We start from the raw sequence: 21,323 nt of genomic DNA on the forward strand, positions 1-21,323 counted from the left end.
CCGGTGAGCGGCTCCCCGCGCCGCCGCCAGGTGCCGGTCGCGCAGCGCCGCGCGCAACTCGCCGACGCGGCGCTGCGCGTCATGAAACGCGACGGCGCCTGGACGGTGACGACCCGCGCGGTGGCCGCGGAGGCGGGGGTGCCGCACGGGTCGGTGCACTACGCGTTCACCACGAAGGAGGCGCTGCTCGAGGCGGTCATCGCCGCCGACACCGAGCACGCGATCGCCTACCTGAACGCGGCGGCCGCGCGGTCCGGGACCGCGGCGCAGGCGCTGGCCGCGGCGACCGGGGCGTACGCGAACGCCGTCCGCTCCGACCCCGAGACCGAGCTTGTACTGCAGGAACTCACCCTCATGGCGGCGCGCGAACCGCGGCTGCGCGAACTCATGACCCGCTCGCACGAGACCTACCGCGCGGGCACGACGGCGCTACTGACCGAGCTGGCCCGCCGGCACGACGCGCGCTGGGACGCACCGGTCGACGTCATCGCCGACCACCTGCTCGGCGCGCTCTTCGGCTCGGGCACCATGTGGCTCGTCGAGCGCGACGACGCCCGGTTCGACGCGGCCCTGGCCGACCTGGCCCGCGCCACCGCCGCCCGGCTGATCGGCGCCGACGGCACCAACGGCACTGACGGCACCGACGGCACCGACGGCTGATCGATCGCCGACGCCGCGAACGGGACCGACCGCCCCGACGAGGGTTAACGCGCCGACCCGGGTCCGCCTCCCGACCCGGCTCGAGCAGGCTCACGACCAGTCTCACGACCCCGGCGTGAGCACCACCTTGACGCAGCCGTCCGCCTTCGCCTGGAACATCTCGTAACCGCGGGCCGCCTCGGACAGCGGGAGCCGATGGGTGGCGAGCTCTTCGACGCCGAACGCCGGTGACTCCCGCAGGATCTGCAGCAGTTCATCGCTCCACCGGCGCACGTTCGCCTGCCCCATGCGCACGGTCAGCTGCCGGTCGAACATGTCCATGAGCGGCATCGGGTTGACCACGCCGCCGTACACCCCGGAGACCGAAACCGTGCCCCCGCGGCGGGCCGCCAGCAGCGACGCGTGCAGGGCCGCGAGCCGGTCGATCCCGACCTTCTGCACGGCGAGCCGGGCCAGCGGGCCGGGCAGCTTGCCGGCTCCGGCGATCGCGAAGCCCGCGGCGGTGTTGAGCGCCGAGCCGTGGGCCTCCATGCCGACCGCCTCGACGACCCCGTCGGCGCCGCGCCCGTCGGTGAGATCGCGGACCGCCGCGGCGGCGTCCTTGACCGTGCGCAGGTCGACGGTCTCCACACCGAATCGCCGCGCCAGCTCGAGGCGCTCGTCGACGAGGTCGAGGCCGATGACGCGCTGCGCGCCGAGGTGGAACGCGCAGCGCGCGGCGAGCTGGCCCACCGGTCCGAGGCCGAAGACCGCGATCGTGTCGCCCTCGCGCACGTCGGCGTAGCGCACGCCCTGCCAGGCGGTGGGCAGGATGTCCGACAGGTACAGCCAGCGCTCGTCCGGCTCCTCGTCGGGAATCCGGATCGGTCCGTACTGCGCCTGCGGCACCCGGACGTACTCGGCCTGGCCGCCCGGCACCGAGCCGTACAGCCGGGTGTAGCCGAACAGCGCGGCCCCCTTGTCCTGCGCGCGCACCTGGGTGGTCTCGCACTGGCTCTGCAGGCCGCGTTCGCACATCCAGCAGTGGCCGCAGGAGATGTTGAACGGCACGACCACGCGGTCGCCGACGCGCAGGTCACCGGCCTGCGGACCGACCTCCTCGACGATGCCCATGCACTCGTGCCCGAGCACGTCACCCTTGTCGAGGAACGGTCCGAGCACGTGGTACAGGTGCAGGTCGGAGCCGCAGATCGCGGTGGAGGTGACCCGCACGATCGCGTCGGTCGGCTCGATGAGCACGGGGTCGGGCACGTCGCGCACCTCGACCGTGTCGGTGCCCTGCCAGGTGACGGCCTTCATCGGTACTCCTCGGGTAGCGGGCGGGTAGACCCCCGACCTGTACCCGGTAGTGGGCGAGTCATACGGAATGTGGGAAATGCACTGTGCATTCCGTCATTTCCTCTTCGCAAACGACGCCGTGGAGCAGGGGTGCGCCACTACGCTCCCGCTCAGCGTGACCCTCCCGGTCGAGCTCGATCGGGCAGCGACGGCCGGCGACGGCTCAGCAAGGAGGCGGAACCGCGATGCTCACTGTGTGGGGACTGCTCATCGTCATCATCTTCATGACGTTGATCATGACGAAACGCACCACCCCGTTCACGGCCCTCGTACTGAGCCCGGTCGTGATCGGGCTCATCGCCGGATTCGGCGCCGACCTGGGTGATTTCGCCCTCGAGGGCGTCAAGGGCGTCGCCCCGACGGTCGTCATGCTGCTGTTCGCGATCATGTACTTCGGGCTCATGCTCACCGCGGGCCTGTTCGATCCGCTCGTGCACTGGATCCTGCGGGTCGTCAAGGGCGACCCGCTGCGGGTGCTCGTGGGCACCGCGGTGCTCGCCGCGGCCGTCTCCGTCGACGGAGACGGGTCGACGACGACGATGATCGTCTGCTCGGCGATGATCCCCGTCTACAAGCGGCTGAACATGAAGATGATGGACCTGGCCGTCATCATCATCATGGCGAACTCGATCATGAACCTGCTGCCCTGGGGCGGCCCGACGGCCCGCATCATCGCGGCCCTCGGCGTCGACGAGGGCGAACTGCTGCGCCGCATCCTGCCGGGCATGATCGTCGCGATCTTCTGGGTGATCGCCGTCGCCTACCTGCGCGGACGCGCGGAACGCAAGCGGCTGGGCATCCACACCCTGACCGAGGAGGAGATCAACCACCTCTCGCCGTCGGGGGCGCTCGCGGCCGGCTCCGACGACCCGTCCTCGGCCCACGTCGACGACACCACGCACCTGAAGCGCCCGAAGATGTGGTGGCCGAACCTCATCCTCACCGCGATCCTCATGGTGCTGCTCGTCTTCGGCGGCCTGTGGGGCGTGCCCGACATCCCCTCGGCGATCATCTTCGAGATCGGCTTCGCGATCGCGCTGCTGCTGAACTACCGCAAGCTCAAGGAGTCGCGCGAGATCATCGAGATCCACGGCGCGAACGCCATGCACGTCATCACGATGGTGCTCGCCGCCGGCGTCTTCATGGGCATCCTCAACGAGACCGGCATGTCGGAGGCGATCGGCACGTCTCTGGGCGACGTCGTGCCCGACGCGATGGGCAGCCAGTGGGGCCTCGTCGTCGCGTTCGCCTCGATCCCCGGCACGTTCCTGCTGTCGAACGACGCGTTCTACCTCGGCGTGCTGCCGATCCTCGCGCAGACCGGCGCGAGCTACGGGTTCACCCCCATGCAGATGGCCGTCGCCTCCACGACCGGCCAGGCCTTCCACCTGCTGTCTCCGCTGGTCGGCTTCATCTACCTGCTGCTGCACCTGACCGGTGTCGACATGGGCGCCTGGCAGCGCACAGCCGCCAAATGGAGCATCGGCACCTTCATCATCTTCCTCATCGGCGCCCTCACGTTCGGGGGAGTGCCGATCTGACGAGCGAACACGCTTGTGTCACAACTTGATTCTCTCAAAGGCAATTCCTCGTGAGGTCTTGAGTCCGGCGTTCGGCGGCCGATAGGAGCGCGCACTTCCTATCCCGCCGGAGGCCCGACGTGAAGCAGCCGCGTACCCACTTGCCCCGACTCGCGCTGTGCGTCGTGGCCACTCTTCTCACCGCCACCGGGTGTTCGTCGCTCGACGACCTGGCGCCCAATGAGCCCGCACCCCTGACGACGTTCTCGATCTCCCGCGTCAAGGGCGGCGTCAACCCGGTGCTCGGGTCGGCGCCCGTGACGTTCACCGCGAAGAACGGGAGCATCGCCGACGTGACGCTCGTCGGCCTCGACGGCAAGACCGTCGCCAACACCGTCGGCGCCGACGGCACCGGTGCCTCCTGGCAGCGGCAGCGCACGCAGTGGAGCCTCGGCGGCGTGCTCAAGCCCGCGACCACCTACCAGGCGACGGTCAACGGGTACAACGCCGACGGCGTGCGCGCGTCGAAGACCTTCGCCTTCGCGACCACGAAGGCCCCCCTGCTGGAGGCGTCGATGTACCCCGGCGACCACGACGTCGTCGGCGTCGGCATGCCGATCCGGGTGCAGTTCAACACCGACGTGCCCGACCGCGCGAACGTCGAGCGGGCCCTGACGATCAAGACCACGCCCAAGGTCAACGGCTCCTGGGGTTGGATCGACGACCGCACGGTGATGTGGCGGCCGGCGACGTTCTGGCCGGCGAAGACCACGGTGAACGCCGCGGTCGCCTTCTCCGGCCACTACCTCGGAGACGGTGTCTTCGGCGGCACCAAACGCACCGTGAACTTCGCCGTCGGCCGCGACCTGCGGATGTCGATCTCGAACGCCTCCAAGACCATGACCGTCACGCAGGACGGCAAGAAGATCGGCAGCCTGCCCGTCTCCCTCGGCAAGCCGGGGCACACGACGCGCTCGGGCACGAAGATCGTCTACGCCAAGAGCAGCCCGTACACGATGCGCGGCCCGCGTTCCGACCCGTACGTCGTCACCGTGCGCCACGCCCAGCGGATCACCGACTCCGGCGAGTTCCTGCACGCCGCACCGTGGTCCGTCGGCGACCAGGGGCGGCGGAATGTGTCACACGGGTGCACCAACCTGTCTCCGCGCAACGCCCGCTGGTTGTACGGCCGCACGATCATGGGCGACCCGGTGATCACGACCGGCACGAGCCGCAAGGCGGAGACGTGGAACGGTCTCGGCGGCATCTGGAACTACACGTGGGCGCAGTGGCAGCAGCAGTCGGCGCTCGCGAAGAAGCCCGCGGCCGCCCCCGACGAGGAGCTGCAGAAGGTGGCCCGCAAGGGCTGAGACCGGGGGAAATGAGCCGGGACCGGCCGAGGCGGGCTTTGACAGGGCTGAGCCGGGCCGAGCCGGGTCACATGCCGTAGGCGGCGAGCAGGTACTCGGGCACTTCGGTCTCGAGGTGCTGGTCCCACGGCAGGGCGCGCCCGGTCAGTGTCAGCACGCAGTCGAGCAGGGCGGCGGTGACGCCCCACACGAGCAGGTCGTCGACGATGAAGCCCGGACCGCGATACCCGCCGGGCGCGGTGGCGGTGAACCGGTTCGCCGGGTCGGCGAGGGAGCCGACCGTCGGTTCCACGACGCGACGCACCTCGGCCGGGTCGACGACGCCGATCGCGTGCGGCGCCTGCCACCAACCGACCACCGGCACGAGCTCGGTGCTCTGCGGGGTCAGGTACACGCCCGGCAGGGTCGTGACGATCTCGACGGAGCCGGGCACCAGACCGACCTCCTCGGCGCTCTCCCGCAGCGCGGCCTCGTCGGCGCTCTCCCCGGCCTCGACGTGCCCGCCGGGGAAGACGACCTGGGCGGCGTGGGAGCGCAGGTCGTGCGACCGCTCGGTGAGCACGAGCCGCGGCTCGCCGTCGTCGCCCGGCCCGAAGAGCACGAGCACCGCCGAGCTGCGGCGCGGACGCGGCGGAGCGGGATGGTCGGCGAACCACGGCGGCAGGTCGGCCGGGCCCACCTGCCGAAGCGTCGCCAACCAGTCGGGAGTCGCCTGCGAACCCTGTGCCACGAGGGCACTGTACGGCCCCGCACCCGCCTCCAGCACCGCCCCGTACCCCAACGTCGCGCCGTCCGTCGCCCGGCGTCCCGCCGCCCGGCCCCCCAAACGCCCGCCGCCCGGCCCTCCAAACGCCCGCCGCCCGGCCCCCAACGTCCCTGAGAACTGCGGGTCGTGGTCACGACTGCGGTCCGTGCCGCAGTTCTCACCACGACACGCAGTTCTCGGGGTCGTAGCGTGGGGTTGTATGAGTGAGACGGCGACTCTGGTTCGGCTCGAGGACACGTATGCGCGGGCGGTGCCCGAGCTCAGTCTGCAGTGGCGGGCGGCGCCCACACCGGCTCCGCGATTGACTCTGCTCAACGACGAATTGGCCGACGAACTGGGCCTCGACCCCGACTCGCTGCACACCCCCACGGGCCTGGAGTTTCTGCTGGGCCACGAGTCGGGCGGGGTGGCCACGGTCGCCCAGGTCTACGCCGGGCACCAGTTCGGCGGCTACTCACCCCGACTCGGAGACGGTCGCGCGCTGCTGCTCGGCGAGCTCGTCGACCCGGCCCGTCACCGCCACGACCTGCACCTCAAGGGCTCCGGCCGCACGCCGTTCGCGCGCGGTGGCGACGGCAAGGCCGTGCTCGGCCCGATGCTGCGCGAGTACCTCATGGGCGAGGCGATGCACGCCCTGGGCATCCCGACCACCCGCGCGCTCGCGGTGGCCACGACCGGTGAGAGCGTCATGCGTGACCGTGGCTACCAGCCGGGCGCCGTGCTGTGCCGGGTCGCCGACAGTCACCTGCGCGTCGGCACCTTTCAGTACGCCGCCGCGACCGGCGACGCCGACCTGCTGCGCCGGCTCGCCGACTACGCGATCACCCGCCACCACCCGCAGGCGGCGGGCGCCGACAACCCCTACCTCGACCTGCTCGACCGGGTCGCCGCCGCCCAGGCCGAACTCGTCGCCGCGTGGATGCAGGTCGGCTTCATCCACGGCGTCATGAACACCGACAACATGGCGATCAGCGGGCAGACCATCGACTACGGGCCGTGCGCGTTCATGGACGCCTACGACCCCACCACCGTGTTCAGCTCCATCGACCACGGCGGCCGGTACGCCTACGGCAACCAGCCCGGCATCGCCCAGTGGAACCTCGCGCGGTTCGCCGAGACCCTGCTGCCGCTCATCGACGCCGACCCGCAGGCGGCCATCGAGCCGGCCACCGAGGTGCTCAACTCCTTCGCCCGACGCTACGACGAGGCCGCCGCCCGCGGCATGAGAGCCAAGCTCGGCCTGGTCGAGACCGATCGCGACCTCGTCTCCGACGTGCTCGGCCTGCTGCGCGAGCAGCGCGTCGACCTGACGACGTTCTTCCGGGCGTTGGCGGCCGGCACCGCCGCCGAGTTGTTCGCGGACCCGGCTCCGTTCGAGGAGTGGGCGCGGCGCCGCGAGGCCGCGCTGCCCGCCGACCGGGGCGCGGTCACGGCCGCGATGAATCGCCTCAACCCCGTGTACATCCCGCGCAACCACCGCGTCGAGGAGGCGCTGGACGCGGCGACCGCCGGGGACCTCGGCCCGTTCCACCGCCTCCTGGAGGCGGTCCGCGCGCCGTACGAGCCGCGCCGCGAGTTCGCGGATCTCGCCGACCCTGCGCCGTCCGGCGCACCGCCGCACGTGACCTTCTGCGGAACCTAAACCGCATGTCTCGCAAGATGAACCGCGTCGCTCCACCGAAAGTATGGCTTTCGCCACCCCACACCGCGGGCGTGCGCACCCTGCGGTGGGTGCCCCGCGGCACGGTTTAGGCTCGATGAATGAGCCAGCCGCGTCTTCTGCTGGGCCCACTGCTGCGCTACGTCGACCGTCACGACGCGACGATCTGGGTCGAGACCGACCGCGCCTGCACGGTGCGGGTGAGCGTCGGTGACCGGGTCGTCGACGAACGCACCTGGAGTGTGCACGGCCACCACTACGCCCTCGTGCAGGTGCGCGACCTCGAACCCGACAGCGTCCTGCCGTACACCGTGCACCTCGACGAGACACCGGTCTGGCCCGAGCCCGACTCGCCGTGGCCGCCGAGCGTCGTGCGCACCCTCGGCGACGACGCCCAGCTGCGGCTCGCGTTCGGGTCGTGCCGGCGGGTGGCGCCGTTCGACGAGGACGGGCTCGACGAGTTCGGCGCCGACGCGCTCGTGGCGCTCGCCGAGCGGATGCGCGACACCACGCACGAGCAGTGGCCCGACTCGCTCTTCATGGCGGGCGATCAGATCTACGCCGACGAACCGTCTCCGGAACTCGTGGAGCGGCTCAAGGAGGCCCACCGGCCGGTGCCCCCGGAGCGCGAGGACGTGGGCGAGGAGGTCTGGAACTTCGAGGAGTACACCTGGCTGTACTACGAGAGCTGGACCCCGGAGCCGGTGCGCTGGCTGCTGTCGACGGTGCCGACGTGCATGCTGCTCGACGACCACGACCTGCGCGACGACTGGAACACCTCCGCCGCGTGGCGCGAGGAGGTGACCGCGGCTCCGTGGTGGCGCGACCGGGTCGTCGGGGCGTTCGCCTCCTACTGGGTGTACCAGCACCTGGGCAACCTCTCGCCGTACGACCTCGACCACGACCGCATGCTGCGGCTCATCTACGACGCCCGCGACGACTCCGAGCGCACGCGGGGCCTGGACGAGTTCGCGTGGCGCGCGGACGCCGAGATGGGCACCGCCCGATGGAGCTTCGTCCGCGATTTCGGCGATTCGGACACCGCGATCCGGCTCGTGGCCATCGACTGCCGGGCCTCGCGCGGGCTGACCGACGAGCACCGGGTCATGGTCGACGACCACGAGTGGGCGTGGATCACCGAGCGGGCGACCCAGCGCCCCGACGGCCGTCCGATCACCCACCTCATGCTCGGCTCGACGCTGCCGGTGCTGCTGCCGCGCGGCATCCACCATCTCGAGGGCTGGAACGAGGAGGTCGCCTCGGGCGCGCACGGCCGGGTCGCCGCGCACCTCGCCGAGCGCATGCGGCAGTTCATCGACATGGAGCACTGGTCGGCGTTCCGCACGTCGTTCGCGCGGGTGGTCGACCTGCTGCGCGAGGTGACGACCGCGCCCGAGCCGCCCGCGAGCGTGTTGTTCCTCTCCGGCGACGTGCACTGCTCGTACACGGCGCGCGCGCACATCGCCGACACCGAGCACTCGGCCACGGTCATCCGGCAGCTGACGATGTCGCCGTTCCGCAACCCGCTGCCGAAGGCGCTGCGGCTGGCGAACACGATCGTCGACTACCGCCCGCTGCTGTTCGGGCTGCGCCGGTTGTCGCGCTGGTCGGGGGTGCCGGACACGGGGTTGGACTGGTCGCTGGACTACGGGCCGATGTTCACCAACGGCGTGATGACGGTCGTGTTCGACGGCCGCGACGCGTGGGTGGAGATCGACCGGGCCAAGCACGAGGGTGAGCAGCAGCGGCTGCGCCGGTCCGCCGACCTTCTCGTCGCCGGGACCCACACGGGTGCCCACGTGAACCCGGCCCACGTGCAGCGACAGCGCCGGCGCGCGGCCGCCACGGTGCGGGTGGCGCGGGCGGTCGCGGTCGGGGGAGCGGCCGGCATGGCGGTCATCCAGACCGGGCTCGCCGCGGGACTGCCGTGGGGCCGCGCGGCCTGGGGAGGCGGTCACTCCGGGGTGCTGCCGCCCGCCCTGCGCGTGGCCAGCGCCGCGTCGGTCGGCTTCTGGGCCGGGGCGGCGGTCGCGGCCACCGACGGTCCGCGGCCCCGGCTGCGGCGGATCGCGCGGCTGGGAATCGCCGGTTTCTCGGCGTTCAGCGTGCTGCCGAACCTGCTGTCTCCGTCTGCGCCGGAACGCATCTGGGGGCCGGTCGCCGGCGCGATGGCGCTCGCGTTCGGCCGTCTGGCTCGCGAACCGCGACCGGTGCCTCCGGTGGAGCCCGGTAGTGAGCCCAGCGCGGAGCCGGGGACAGGGCCGAGCGCCGGGTCGAGGGCCGAGCCGGGCGCCGGCGGGGCGTAGCGCCTACCCTGGCTGCGATGAGCGAGGGCGGCGTGCGGGTCGACGTGTGGCTGTGGGCGGTGCGGATCTACAAGAGCCGGTCGCAGGCCACCGCCGCGTGCAAGGCTGGACACGTGCACCTGGCCTCCGGCCGCGCCAAGCCGGCGGCGCTCGTGCGCCCCGGCGACCGTGTCGAGGTGACCGGCCTGCGGCACCAGCGGATCCTCGTCGTCAAGGAGCTGCTCAGCAAGCGCGTCGGCGCTCCGCTCGCGGTCGCCGCCTACGTCGACGAGAGCCCCCCGCCCCCGCCCCGCGAGGAACGACCCGCCCCCGTCGCCGTCCGTGAACGCGGAGCCGGTCGCCCCACCAAACGCGACCGCCGCCGCCTCGACCGCCTCCGCGGCTGGTAGCGAGGCGCAGCGGCTGGCAGCAGCTGGGTCGCGAGGCTCGGGGCCCGGCAGGCCTCAGCGCACGAGTAGCGGGGCGCTCTGCTCGATGCGCAGCCGCGCGCCGGACATCGCCTCGAGCACGGTCTTCTCCAGCTCGGGCGTGAGCCGCGCCAGGGGGATCGAGCAGGAGATCGAGTCGCGCGCGGGCGCGGTGTAGTGCAGGGCCATGCCGTAACAGCGCAGCCCCATCGTGTTCTCCTCCAGATCGATGGAGTAGCCACGCTGGCGGGTCTTCTCCAGGTCTTCGAGCAGGTCGTCGCGATCGGTGATCGTGTGCGGGGTCAGGGGCGAGAGCTGCGAGGGCACGGCGTGCGGTCGTTGTTCGGCGAGCACCGCCTTGCCGAGCGCCGTGGCCCAGGCGGGCAACCGTCTCCCGACCCGGTTGTAGGCCCGCACCTCCTGGTGTGACTCCTGGGTGGCGAGGTAGACGATCTGGTCACCGTCGAGGCGGCCGAAGTGGATCGTCTCGTCGAGCTTGAGGGCAAGGTCGGCCAGGATCGGCCGCACGATCCGCACGTAGGGGTCGGCGTCGATGTACGACGTGCCGGCGATGAGCGCCTTGATGCCGAGGCTGTAGAGGTTGCCGGACTCATCGGACTGCACCCAGCCACACCCGATGAGGGTGCGCAGCAGCGCGTACGTGCTCGAGCGCGGCGCCCCGAGCGCGTCCGAGACCTCTTTCAGGCGCGCGGGATTGGCCTGGCGGTGCGCGAGGTACTCGATGACGTCGATCGTGCGGACCGCCGACTTGACCTCCCGGACCCCCGACGCGCCCGTGATTGCAGGTTCGCCCATCGGATTCCCTTCGTTCGTCTCAGCGTATGCGGGCTGCGAGCCGAGTACGGTATCGACCGAAGACAGATGTCTACGAATCGGGACCAATGGTCCATTGGGTACGTCTATTGCTCTCAGTGTAGACACGATTCACATATATAGATAGTGTGTTCTCACACGGAACGCCACGACGTCATAGGAGACGGCACCGGCGGCTGATCCCTGGAGACGAACTATGTCGACACTTCCCGAACCCACGGCGGAGCCCTTCCGCGCGACCGGAGTCATCCCGGCGATGGTCACGCCCCTGACCGAGGACGGCGAACTCATGGAGCAGGCCCTGCGGGACCTGCTGGACTACGTGATCGGGGGTGGTGTGCACGCGGTCTTCGTGCTCGGCAGCTCGGGGGAGATCTTCGGCTTGTCCGATGAGCAGAAGCGCCGCGTCATCGAGATCACCGTCGAGCACACCGCGGGCCGGGTGCCGATCTACGCCGGTGCCTCGGAGATCACGACCCGCGACTGCATCAAGACCGTGCACATGGTGCAGGAGGTCGGCGGCGTCGCCGCCTTCTCCGTGCTCACCCCGTACTTCCTCACCCCCAACCAGCGCGAGCTCGTCACTCACTTCAAGGACGTGGCCGCCGAGAGCGACCTGCCGGTGCTGCTCTACAACAACCCCGGCAAGACGATGGTGCCGATCTCGCTGGCCGCCACGCTCGAGCTCGCGCAGGTGCCGAACATCGTCGGCATCAAGGACTCCTCCGGCAACCTGTCGATCACCGCCGACTTCATCCGCGAGACCCCGGACGAGTTCACCGTGCTCGTCGGCAAGGACACGCTCATCTACCCGGCGCTGGCGATGGGGGCCGACGGGGCGATCGCCGGCACGGCCAACGTCGCTCCCGCGCTCGTCTCGCAGATCTACAACGCCTTCGTCGCCGGCGACCACGAGCGCTCGCTGGCGCTGCAGAACCGCCTCACGCCCTTCCGGCACCTTGTGGACCGCGCGACCTTTCCGGTCGTGCTCAAGGAGGGCGCCCGCCTGGCCGGCGTCGACGTCGGCTACTGCCTGGCCCCCGCCCGTGAGGTGCCGGACGCCCTGCGCTCCGAACTCACCTCCGTCATCGCCGACATCACCAACCCGTAGCGCGACCCGCTACACCCCACGTTTCAAAGAGGAAACAGTCATGCCATTCGTTGTCGTCGCGGTCGCCGTGGCCGTGCTGCTGGTCCTGATGACCAAGCTGAAGTTCAACGGTTTCATCGCCCTCCTGCTCGTCGCCGTCGCCGTCGCCTTCGTCATGGGCATTCCGGCCGGCAAGATCCCCGAGATCCTCGCCGACGGTGTCGGCGGCCAGATCGACGAGACCATGCTCGTCATCGGTCTCGGCGCCATGATCGGTCGTGTCATGGGTGACGCCGGTGCCGCCCAGCGCATCGCGATGAAGCTCGTCGCCTGGTTCGGTGAGAAGGGTGTGCAGGCCGCGATGGTCGTGTCCGCCATGCTCATCGGCGTCACGATGTTCTACGAGGTCGCCTTCGTCATCATCGTTCCCGTCGCGTTCACCCTGGCTCGCGCCACCCGCGTCAACCTGCTCTGGGTCGGTCTGCCGATGTCGATCGCGCTGTCGACCATGCACAGCTTCCTGCCGCCGCACCCCGGCCCGACGGCCGTCGCCGGCATGTACGACGCCTCCGTCGGCCTCACCCTGTTCTACGGCCTGTGCTTCGCGGTGCCGATCGGCGCGGTCATCGCCCTCATCTGGCCGCGCCTGCCGTTCATCAAGGCGATGAACCCGCAGATCCCCGACGGCCTGGTCTCCGACAAGCTGTTCACCGACGAGGAAATGCCGAAGATGGGCCTGTCCGTCTCGGTCGCGCTGCTGCCCGTCGTCATGCTCGCGGGTGCCGCCGTCGCGGAGATGACGCTGCCGGAGGACCACCCGGCGCAGAACTGGCTCGGCTTCTTCGGTGCCGCCCCGATCGCGCTGCTCATCACGCTGCTCGTCGCGATCTGGGCGTTCGGCCCCCGCGTCGGCCGCTCACTAAGCGAGGTCTCCACCTCCTGCACCTCGTCGGCCAAGGCGATGGCGATGATCCTGCTCGTCATCGGCGCGGGCGGCGCGTTCAAGGAGGTGCTCGTCGAGGCGGGCATCGCCGACTACATCGCCCACATGACCAGCGGCTGGGCGCTCTCGCCGATCGTCCTCGCCTGGCTCATCGCGGTCATCCTGCGGGTCGCCCTCGGCTCGGCCACCGTCGCGGTCGTCACCGCCGCCGGTGTCGCCGCCCCGCTCGTCGGCCCGAGCATGGTGCACCCCGAGCTCATGGTGCTCGCCGTCTCCAGTGGTTCGATCGCCTTCAGCCACGTCAACGACCCCGGCTTCTGGATGTTCAAGGAGTACTTCAACCTCTCGGTCACCGAGGCCCTGAAGTGCCGCACTACCTACACCACGGTGCTGTCGATCCTCGGCCTGGCCGGCGTGCTGTCGATGAACCTCATCATCGGCCCCGTCTCCTGATCGCACACCGACCCAACACCGACCCAACAACGAACTACAACAAGGAGTTTCGCAGTGAAGATCGGTTTCATCGGCCTCGGCATCATGGGTAAGCCCATGGCGGCCAACCTCGCCACGGCGGGCCACGAACTCGTCGTCCTCGACCGCAACGCCGACGTCGTCGACGAGGTCGTCGACGGCGGGGCGACCACGCTGGCCACCCCGGCCGAGATCGCCGCGGCGGTCGACATGGTCATCACGATGGTCCCCGACTCCCCGCAGGTGCGCGAGGTCGCGCTCGGCGAGGGCGGCCTGATCGAGGGCGCCAAGGAGGGCCTGCTCTACGCCGACATGTCCTCGATCAACCCGATCGTCTCCCAGGAGGTCGCGCAGGCGCTCGGCGCCAAGGGCGTGCGGATGGTCGACGCGCCCGTCTCCGGCGGCGAGCCCAAGGCGATCGACGGCACCCTGGCCGTCATGGTCGGCGGCGCCAAGGACGACTTCGACGAGATGAAGCCCGTGCTCGACGCCATGGCCTCGTCGGTCACCTACGTCGGCCCGATCGGCGCCGGCAACATCGCCAAGGTCGCCAACCAGGTGGTCGTGGCGCTGAACATCGCGGCCGTGGCCGAGGCGTTCACGCTGGCCCAGAAGGCCGGGGTCGACCCGGCGATGGTCTACGAGGCGATCCGCGGCGGGCTCGCCGGCTCGACAGTCATGGACGCCAAGGGTCCGATGATGCTGGAGGGCAACACCAAGCCCGGGTTCCGCATCAACCTGCACATCAAGGACCTCAACAACGCGCTCGCCACCTCCCACGAGGTCGGCGTCCCGCTCCCGCTCACCGCCGCGGTGCGCGAAATGATGACCGCCCTCGCGGTCGACGGACACGAGGCCAGCGACCACTCGGCCCTGGTCTGCTACTACGAAAAGCTTGCCGACACGCAGGTGCGCGCAGGAGGTGCGCAGGAATGACCGCTCCCACAGTCGTCAGCGTCGACGTCTACCCGGTCGCCGGCCGGGACTGCATGGAACTCAACCTGTCCGGGGCCCACGGCCCGTACTTCACCCGCAACGTCGTGGTGCTCACCGACTCCACCGGCGCGGTCGGAGTCGGTGAGGTGCCCGGCGGGGAGAAGATCACCGCCACGATCGAGGACGCCCGCGAGATCGTCGTCGGCTCCAACATCACCGACTACCGCAACACGCTGCGCAAGGTCGGCGAGAAGTTCGCCGACCGCGACTCCGGCGGCCGCGGCCTGCAGACCTTCGACCTGCGCACCACCGTGCACGCGGTGACCGCGATCGAATCGGCCCTGCTCGACGTGACCGGCAAGTTCCTCGGCCTGCCCGTCGCCGCCCTGCTCGGAGACGGTCAGGTGCGCGAGTCGGTCAAGGCCCTGGGCTACCTGTTCTACGTCGGCGACCCCGACAAGACCGACCTGGAGTACGTGCGCGAGCCCGACTCCGACGTCGACTGGTACCGGCTGCGGCACGAGGAGGCCCTGACGCCCGAGGCGATCGTCGCGTTCGCCGAGGCCACCTACGACAAGTACGGCTTCGAGGACTTCAAGCTCAAGGGTGGCGTGCTCGCCGGCGCCGAGGAGATGACGGCGATCGTCGCGCTCAAGGAACGCTTCCCCAACGCTCGGATCACCCTCGACCCCAACGGTGCCTGGTCGCTGGCCGAGGCCGTCGAGTTGTGTCGGGACAAGGTCGGGGTGCTGGCCTACGCCGAGGATCCGTGCGGGGCCGAGGGCGGCTACTCGGGCCGCGAGATCCTCGCCGAGTTTCGTCGGGCTACCGGGCTGCCGACCGCGACGAACATGGTGGCCACCGACTGGCGGCAGATGACCCACTCGATCGCGCTGCAGTCGGTGTCGATCCCGCTGGCCGACCCGCACTTCTGGACGATGCAAGGCTCCGTGCGCGTCGCGCAGCTGTGCCACGAGATGGGCCTGACGTGGGGTTGCCACAGCAACAACCACTTCGACATCTCGCTGGCGATGATCGCGCACTGCGGCGCCGCGGCGCCGGGCGACTACAACGCCCTCGACACCCACTGGATCTGGCAGGAGGGCCTGGAGCGGCTCACCGTCGCCCCGCCCCAGATCGTCGGCGGCGAGATCGCGGTGCCAGCCGACGTGCCGGGGCTCGGCGTCGAGATCGACCTGGACGCCGTGCAGGCCGCCCACCAGCTGTACAAGGACAAGGTCGAAGGCAGCGGCGCCCGCGACGACGCCATCGGCATGCAGTTCCTCGTGCCGGGGTGGACCTTCGACAACAAGCGGCCCTGCCTCGTGCGGTGACCCGCGCATGAGCAGCCCGTCGCACACTGTCGTGTGCGACGGGCTGCCTTTCGTGTCAGCGACTCTCGAAGGCGGCGTCGACGGCGTCCGCGAAGGCCGCCATCGACGGGAACTGTGCGTTGTAGCTCCACTCGTGCGACGGCTGCGGGGTGGCGCCCCAGCCGGGCCGGTCGTGGCGCCGGTTGATCCACACCGATGGCAGGCCCTCGCGCCTGGCCGGCACGTGGTCGTGGAAGAGGCTCTGCGCGACGTGCAGCAGCTCCGCACGGGCCACCCCGAGCTCGGGCAGCCGCGCGTCGAGGGCGCGGAAGTGGTTCTCGGCGGGCTTGTACGCGCCGACCTGCTCGGCGGTGATGACCGCCGCGAACTCCCCGCGCAGGCGCTCGTTGCTGCCGGCGAACCCGGCGTCGTGCACATTCGACAGGATGATGAGCCGGTAGTGCCTCGCGAGCCTGGCCAGCGCGTCGGCGGAGTCGGCGAACGCCGGCCAGTCGGGCACCGACTCCCCGAGCCGGGTCGCCCAGGCCTCGCTGACGGGGCGGCCGAGCGCGGCGCCGGTGCGGCGGAAGGCCTCGGCGAGCACCCGCGGGTAGAGCGTCGTCGGGGTCTGCCGTTCGACGGCGGCCTCGTTGTCGGCGTAGGCGAGCAGCAGCTCCTCGTCGGTCAGCTGCAGCCCGTGCTCGGCGGCCCACGGGGCGAGGACGGCCGCGATGCCCGCCTCCCAGTCGATGAGCGTGCCGTAGCAGTCGAAGCTCAGCGCCCGGTAGGCGGTCAGGTCGAGGTCAGACGGTCTGTCGGAGGTCATGGCGGATTCCTTCGGTCGGTGTGTGGGCCCGTTCGGCCGGTGTCAGGGAGGCCCCGGTGCCGACGCGGGCACGCGCCAGGCCGGCGCCGACGAGGGATAGCCAGCGATCGATGAACCGTCGCGGCGGGAGCGGAGCGGAGGGCGTCATGATCCGCGGCTCATGGACTCGTCGACGAGCGACAGGGCCAGCGTCTTCGCCTCGTGCAGCAGGGCGTCGCCGCCCTCCAGGCCCGCGCGCGACATCGCGCCCTCGAGGAGGAACGACAGGTGCCGGGCTAGCCGCGTCGCCGCATCGGACGGCAGGGCGCCGCTGAGGTGGTCGCGCACGATCCGCTCGACTTCTTCTTTGTGGCGGCGTACGAGCTCGCGCCCGGGGGAGCCCGCCGGCAGTTCCGCGGCGGCGTTGAGTAGCCCGCAGCCCCGGAACCCGTGCTGGTAGGCCATGTCGGCGTGGTCGACGTAGGCGTCGAAGACCGCTTCGACGCCGGCTCGGGGGGTCGCCGTCGGCCCGGCCTCGTCGAGCCGCGTGCGGTAGAGGCCCAGCCACTCCTCGTGCCGGGCCTCCAGGTAGGCCAGCACGAGGTCGTCCTTGGAGGCGAAGTTGTTGTACAGGCTCATCTTCGCGACGCCCGCGGCGGCGGTGATCGCATCGATCCCGGTGCCGTTGACGCCGTCGGCGTAGAAGCGCTCGGCCGCGGCGGCCAACAGCTTGCGCCGGGCGGCGCCGACGCGGGTCGCGGGGGCACGGGGGGTGGTCGGCATGCCCGGAGCCTAGCTTCAATTAGGTAGATCAGTCTAATTAGTGCGCGGCCTCGTTCGAGTCTCCCGAATCGATTCGCCGAAACGACTATCGCGATGCGGCCGGCGCAAGAATCGGCGCAGGTCAGCGTCCTGGGGCACGCTGCGGCGCGTCGTCGAGGTTGTCGATATGGCGAAACCCCTGCGGGTGCCGACCGTCCGGCGGTCGCCGTCGTCGGGTGACGGCGACTGTCGGCGGCTATCGGCGGGGTGCTCGGGGGAGCTCGGTGGTGCGCGGGGTGCTCGGGGTGCTCGGGGTGCTCGGGGTGCTCTGGGTGCTCGGGGGTGCTCGGGGGTGCGCGGGGTGCGCGGCGGGTCAGGGCTGCTGGGAGTAGACGAGGGCGGCGTAGGGCCCGATGTCGACGAGCGCGCCCGCGGGGTAGCCGTCGCACCACCACGGCTGGGCGTCGGCGTCCGAGGAGACGACGGACCCGAAACCCTCGCCGTAGACCGGTGAGTCGGTGTTGATCCGCAGCCGCCACTCACCTGTCCGCGGCAGCCCGATGGGGTAGCCGTGCACGGGCCAGGTCGACAGGTTGACCACGACGATCGTGTCGTCGCCGGGGCCGCCGCGGCGCCAGCGGTGGGCGATGACTATGCGTCGGTCGGTGTCCACCCGCAGGATCCGGGCGTTCGGGCCGTGCAGCCCCCACGTCACGCCGTCGCGGTTGCGGCGCAGCGCGATGAGGTCACGCACGAGATGCAGGAACCCGCCGTGCCGCTCCCGCTTGTCCCACGACAGCGGCCGCCGGTCGTCGAACCAGCGGTCCTCGCAGAAGTCCTGCCCCTGGAACAGCATCGGCAGCCCGCGCGCCGTCAGCGTGATCGCCAGCCCCAGGGCGGCCCGCTTGCGCGCGTGCCAGGAGTCGGCGCGGCCGGGCGTCACCGACTCCGGCACCCGGGCCTTGCCGTTGGCCACCTCGTCGTGACTCTCGGTGAAGACGACCCGCTCGTGCGGGGCGTGCAGCCCGTGCCCGACGAAGGCCCGCGCCACGGCGTGCAGGTCGCGGTCCTCGTCGCGAGGCGCCTCGAGCGCGGCCCGCACCGGGTGCACGAAGCCGGCGTCCCACTGCGAATGGAACCCGAGGCCACCCGCGGAGCTCGGGCGGGTGACCACCGGGTCGCGCTGCATGTCCTCGGCGACGAGCAGCTTCCAGGGTTGCCGCTCGCGCAGGTCGGCGGTGAGCGCGGCGAGGTAGTCGTGCCCGGGCCGGATGTACTCGCCGGGGTTGCGCACGTCGCCCCAGCGGGAGCGGATGAAGTTCGTGCCGTCGAGGCGCAGGCCGTCGACGCGGAAGTCCTCCAGCCACATCACCGCCGAGTCGCGCAGGAAGTTGCGGACCTGCTTGCGGCCGTAGTCGGGCCGGGTCGACCCCCAGGGCGTGTGGGCGCGCCGGTCGTTGAAGAAGTAGATGCCGCCGTAGCGGCCCTTACGCCAGCCGTCGAACCGCCACAGGTCGAGGTCGGTGGGCCCGAGGTGGTTGTGCACGACGTCGAGGAAGACCGCGATCCCGCGGGCGTGCGCGGCCCGCACGAAGCGTGCGAACGCGAACGGCCCGCCGTAGGAACTCTCGATCGCACTCAGATGGGAGGGGTTGTAGCCCCAGCTCACCGTGCCGGCGAACTCGAACGGCGGCATGACCTCGACGGCGTTGACGCCCAGCCAGGCGAGGTGGTCGAGGCGCCCGATGGCCTTGTCGAAGGTGCCCGGGCCGTGCTCGTCGGCGGCGAACGTGCCGATGTGCAGCTCGTAGAGCACGAGCTCGTCCCAGCCCGGCGACCGGAACGTCTCGTCGCCCCAGTCGAGGTGGCGCGGGTCGAAGACGACGCCGTTGCCGACCGAGCCGGTGACCTGGCGCGCGAACGGGTCGATCCGCCACAGGTACGGCCCGCCGCGCCGCACGAGGAAGCGGTACTCGCTGCCCGGCGCCGCCCCCGGCACGAACACCGACCACGTGCCCGAGCGGCCGTCGTCGCGCGCCATCGGCCGCTTGCGCCCCGGCTGCCAGCCGCAGAAGTCGCCGATGACCGCGACATTGCGCGCGTTCGGCGCCCACACCCGAAAGGTCACCCCGCCGTCATGCGGGAGCGCGCCCATGCCGGCGTGCGGTGAGGGTCTGGCGGTCGTGGGCACGGCGGGCACGGCGATCAACTGTAGGTCCGGGCGAATCGGGTGCCGCGCGCGGCCGGCGCGTGTCGCCGATGTCTCAGGCGCGCCCGTGGGCGGGCCGGAATTGAGACACCCTGACGGTGATCGGGGGCGGGCGCCCCGGGCGGAAGGGGGAGCGTATGGACGCGGACGTCATCGTCGTCGGAGCCGGGCTGGCCGGCCTGGTCGCCGCGGCGGAGATCGCCGACGCGGGCCACCGCGTGCTGCTGCTCGATCAGGAGGGCGAGCAGTCGATCGGCGCGCAGGCGCACTGGAGCCTCGGCGGACTGTTCCTCATCGACAGCCCCGAGCAGCGCCGAATGCGCATCCGCGACAGCCTCGAACTGGCCACCCAGGACTGGTTCGGCAGCGCCGCCTTCGACCGCCCCGAAGACCACTGGCCCCGCGAATGGGCCCGCGCCTACCTGCAGTTCGCGGCCGGCGAGAAGCGCGCCTGGCTGCGCGAGCAGGGGGTGCGGTTCTTCCCGATCGTCGGCTGGGCCGAGCGCGGCGACGGCCGCGCCGAGGGCCACGGCAACTCGGTGCCGCGTTTCCACATCACGTGGGCACCGGTCCGGGCCTGGTCGAGCCGTTCGAGGCGCGCGTGCGCGAGCACCTCGCCCAGGGCCGGATCACGTTCGCGCCCCGGCACCGCGTCGACGCGCTCGTCACGAGCGGGGAGCCGACCGGGGCTTCGGCAGAGGCTTCGACAGTGTGGTCGACCCGGGCGTCGACTGGGGTGCCGTCGGGGCAGGCGGTCACCGGCGTGCGCGGCACCGTGCTCGCCTCCGACGACGCGCCCCGCGGGGTCGCGACCAACCGGGAGCCGGTGGGGGAGTTCGAGTTCACGGCCCAGGCGGTGCTCGTCACCTCCGGCGGCATCGGTGGAAACCACGACCTCGTCCGGGCGGCGTGGCCCCAGCGGCTCGGACCGCCTCCGGGCGTGATGGTCGCCGGGGTGCCGGCGCACGTCGACGGGCGCATGCTCGGCATCAGCGCCGAGGCGGGGGCGCGGGTCGTCAACGCCGACCGCATGTGGCACTACGTCGAGGGCCTGCGCAACTGGAACCCGATCTGGGCCGACCACGGCATCCGCATCCTGCCCGGCCCGTCGTCGCTGTGGCTCGACGCAACCGGCGCGCGGCTGCCCGCGCCGTACTACCCCGGCTTCGACACCCTCGGCACGCTGCGGCACCTGCGCGCCACCGGCTACGACCACAGCTGGTTCGTGCTGACCCGGCGGATCATCGAGAAGGAGTTCGCGCTGTCGGGCTCCGAGCAGAACCCCGACCTCACCGGCCGTGACCTGCGGCTCATCGCCGGGCGGCTGCGCGGCGGCGCACCGGCTCCCGTCGCGGCGTTCCTCGAACACGGCGAGGACTTCGTCGTCGCCGACACCCTCGGCGAGCTCGTCGTCGGGATGAACCGGCTGGCCACCGGCTCCGGCGCCCCGGCCATCTCGGAGCCGGCCCTGCGGGCCCTCATCGAGGCCCGCGACCGGCAACTCGCCAACCCGTTCGGCAAGGACACCCAGCTGACGTTCGTGCGTGGCCACCGCCGCAGCCTCGGCGACCGGCTGCTGCGCACCGCACCGCCGCACCGGCTCCTCGACCCGGCGAACGGCCCGCTCATCGCGGTGCGCCTGCACGTGCTGACCCGCAAGACCCTCGGCGGCCTGGAGACCGACCTCTCGGGCCGGTGCCTGCGCGCCGACGGCTCCGCGGTGCCGGGGCTGTACGCCGCCGGCGAGGTCGCCGGCTTCGGCGGCGGCGGGATGATGGGCTACAGCGCCCTGGAGGGCACGTTCCTCGGTGGCTGCCTGTTCTCCGGGCGCCAGGCCGGGCGGGCCATCGCCGCCCAGCTGTGAGCCGGGCTCACCTCACCGCGGCTCGCCGGCCGGGGTCTGCGCGCCCTGGCCGGGCCGCCGGGCCGCGGT

Annotated in this window: 16 protein-coding genes and 1 pseudogene; 11 read left to right on the forward strand and 6 right to left on the reverse strand. The window is 71.3% G+C overall.

The features are described 5' to 3' along the window. The coding region (locus PINTE_RS13055) for a TetR/AcrR family transcriptional regulator (RefSeq protein ID WP_068431330.1) at positions 1–660 on the forward strand (660 nt) is incomplete at its 5' end. 102 nt (positions 661–762) lie between these two features. Here PINTE_RS13055 and PINTE_RS13060 read toward each other — a convergent pair. Then, positions 763–1,959, reverse strand: a complete 1,197-nt coding sequence (locus tag PINTE_RS13060) for a zinc-dependent alcohol dehydrogenase (RefSeq protein ID WP_068431332.1) — start codon at positions 1,957–1,959, stop codon at positions 763–765. 224 nt (positions 1,960–2,183) lie between these two features. Between PINTE_RS13060 and PINTE_RS13065 the strand changes: the two genes are divergently transcribed. After that, complete coding sequence (locus tag PINTE_RS13065; protein WP_068431337.1) at positions 2,184–3,539, forward strand: CitMHS family transporter; 1,356 nt, start codon at positions 2,184–2,186, stop codon at positions 3,537–3,539. 164 nt (positions 3,540–3,703) lie between these two features. Continuing rightward, entirely contained in the window at positions 3,704–4,888 is a 1,185-nt protein-coding gene (locus PINTE_RS13070) for a L,D-transpeptidase (RefSeq protein ID WP_157087233.1), read from the forward strand. A gap of 67 nt (positions 4,889–4,955) precedes the next feature. Here PINTE_RS13070 and PINTE_RS13075 read toward each other — a convergent pair whose 3' ends face one another. After that, complete coding sequence (locus PINTE_RS13075) at positions 4,956–5,618, reverse strand: NUDIX hydrolase (RefSeq protein WP_068431363.1); 663 nt, start codon at positions 5,616–5,618, stop codon at positions 4,956–4,958. Positions 5,619–5,853: 235 nt separating this feature from the next. Between PINTE_RS13075 and PINTE_RS13080 the strand changes: the two genes are divergently transcribed. From PINTE_RS13080 to PINTE_RS13090, 3 genes are all read left to right on the forward strand, one after another. Further along, positions 5,854–7,296, forward strand: a complete 1,443-nt coding sequence (locus PINTE_RS13080) for a protein adenylyltransferase SelO (RefSeq protein WP_068431341.1) — start codon at positions 5,854–5,856, stop codon at positions 7,294–7,296. 119 nt (positions 7,297–7,415) lie between these two features. After that, entirely contained in the window at positions 7,416–9,620 is a 2,205-nt protein-coding gene (locus tag PINTE_RS13085; protein ID WP_174524016.1) for a DUF7800 domain-containing protein, read from the forward strand. Between the two features lie 17 nt (positions 9,621–9,637). Next, a complete protein-coding gene (locus tag PINTE_RS13090) occupies positions 9,638–10,009 on the forward strand; it encodes an RNA-binding S4 domain-containing protein (RefSeq protein WP_068431342.1) in 372 nt (123 codons plus the stop codon). A gap of 54 nt (positions 10,010–10,063) precedes the next feature. On the opposite strand, the gene PINTE_RS13095 is transcribed toward PINTE_RS13090, so the two are convergent. Further along, positions 10,064–10,843 carry an IclR family transcriptional regulator gene (locus PINTE_RS13095; protein ID WP_068431343.1) on the reverse strand — a complete coding sequence of 260 codons (780 nt, stop codon included), beginning with the start codon at positions 10,841–10,843 and terminating at the stop codon, positions 10,064–10,066. Between the two features lie 214 nt (positions 10,844–11,057). Between PINTE_RS13095 and dapA the strand changes: the two genes are divergently transcribed. From dapA to PINTE_RS13115, 4 genes are read left to right on the forward strand one after another with little or no spacing between them, the layout of a single operon-like run. Further along, positions 11,058–11,972 carry a 4-hydroxy-tetrahydrodipicolinate synthase gene (dapA, locus tag PINTE_RS13100; protein ID WP_068431345.1) on the forward strand — a complete coding sequence of 305 codons (915 nt, stop codon included), beginning with the start codon at positions 11,058–11,060 and terminating at the stop codon, positions 11,970–11,972. Between the two features lie 40 nt (positions 11,973–12,012). Continuing rightward, positions 12,013–13,347, forward strand: coding sequence for a gluconate:H+ symporter (locus PINTE_RS13105; RefSeq protein ID WP_068431353.1), 1,335 nt, complete (start codon positions 12,013–12,015; stop codon positions 13,345–13,347). 54 nt (positions 13,348–13,401) lie between these two features. Further along, positions 13,402–14,301, forward strand: a complete 900-nt coding sequence (gene garR / locus PINTE_RS13110; protein ID WP_084343567.1) for a 2-hydroxy-3-oxopropionate reductase — start codon at positions 13,402–13,404, stop codon at positions 14,299–14,301. After that, complete coding sequence (locus tag PINTE_RS13115) at positions 14,298–15,635, forward strand: enolase C-terminal domain-like protein (protein WP_068431357.1); 1,338 nt, start codon at positions 14,298–14,300, stop codon at positions 15,633–15,635. The genes garR and PINTE_RS13115 overlap by 4 nt, the downstream gene beginning before the upstream one ends. A gap of 55 nt (positions 15,636–15,690) precedes the next feature. Here PINTE_RS13115 and PINTE_RS13120 read toward each other — a convergent pair whose 3' ends face one another. From PINTE_RS13120 to PINTE_RS13130, 3 genes are all read right to left on the reverse strand, one after another. After that, positions 15,691–16,440: a haloacid dehalogenase type II gene (locus tag PINTE_RS13120; RefSeq protein WP_068431359.1), complete on the reverse strand. Its 750-nt coding sequence runs from the start codon at positions 16,438–16,440 to the stop codon at positions 15,691–15,693. Between the two features lie 144 nt (positions 16,441–16,584). Further along, positions 16,585–17,202, reverse strand: a complete 618-nt coding sequence (locus PINTE_RS13125; protein WP_068431360.1) for a TetR/AcrR family transcriptional regulator — start codon at positions 17,200–17,202, stop codon at positions 16,585–16,587. 352 nt (positions 17,203–17,554) lie between these two features. After that, positions 17,555–19,381: an alpha-amylase family glycosyl hydrolase gene (locus PINTE_RS13130; protein ID WP_245642936.1), complete on the reverse strand. Its 1,827-nt coding sequence runs from the start codon at positions 19,379–19,381 to the stop codon at positions 17,555–17,557. Positions 19,382–19,584: 203 nt separating this feature from the next. On the opposite strand from PINTE_RS13130, the pseudogene PINTE_RS13135 reads away from it, so the two are divergent. After that, positions 19,585–21,254 (forward strand): annotated as a pseudogene (locus PINTE_RS13135) (FAD-binding dehydrogenase); the annotation flags it as partial. Between the last annotated feature and the right edge of the window lie 69 nt (positions 21,255–21,323).

It is taken from the genome of Piscicoccus intestinalis NBRC 104926 (assembly GCF_001515525.1).
In the GTDB taxonomy this organism is placed as follows: Bacteria; Actinomycetota; Actinomycetes; order Actinomycetales; family Dermatophilaceae; genus Kineosphaera; species Kineosphaera intestinalis.